1 protein-coding gene is annotated in these 610 nt (G+C 66.6%); it reads left to right on the forward strand.

The window, feature by feature from the left end; translation table 11 throughout:
- The first annotated feature begins 230 nt into the window (after positions 1-230).
- Positions 231-536 (forward strand): hypothetical protein, encoded by a 306-nt coding sequence (locus H9Y04_RS43535; RefSeq protein ID WP_187819813.1) that lies wholly within the window; start codon positions 231-233, stop codon positions 534-536.
- Positions 537-610: the final 74 nt, after the last annotated feature.

The following is a 610-nucleotide window of genomic DNA, read 5'->3' on the forward strand; positions in this document are numbered from 1 at the left end:
GTCGCCCGTCGCCCGTCGCCCGTCGCCCGTCGCCCGTCGCCCGTCGCCCGTCGATTGTATCGGGAACAGGTGTGCCGGTGCAGGGGTTTTCGCAGGTCAGGCGGGGTTCATTGGGGTTCCCGGGCGGCATGATCAGATCGTACCGTTCGCTTGCGAGCCACTGAAGCTACCCGCAGCACGTAGCGTGCTGTCCCCAAGACGCCCCCTCATGGGCCGGAAGGATTGCGACGATGAGTGAGTGGGTCAGCGTTTTGGCCGGCGCAGGCGGCGCGGTGGCTGCCAGCGCCGTCACCGGTTGGTTCACTCGCGGTTCGGCCATGCGCCAGGCGGATGCGCAGGTGGAGTCGACACACGCCGCGATCAAGGCGGAGGCCAGACTGTGCTCCCTTGAATCGCGCCGCCACATCTATGCGGAGTTGCTCGCCGCTGTGGAATCGGCCCTGCTGACTGAACGGACCGGCCGGGGCCAGACTGAGGATCCGGCGCTCTTGCACAAGACGTTGGGCGCGCTGATCCTCGAAGGACCCGCCGATTGACTCTGTCTACGAGTAGCGACAGCGTTTGACGGTCAGTTCTGGCAGCGGCCGGTGACGGCGTGACGTGATGTCGA

The organism is Streptomyces polyasparticus (assembly GCF_014493765.1).
GTDB lineage: Bacteria > Actinomycetota > Actinomycetes > Streptomycetales > Streptomycetaceae > Streptomyces > Streptomyces polyasparticus.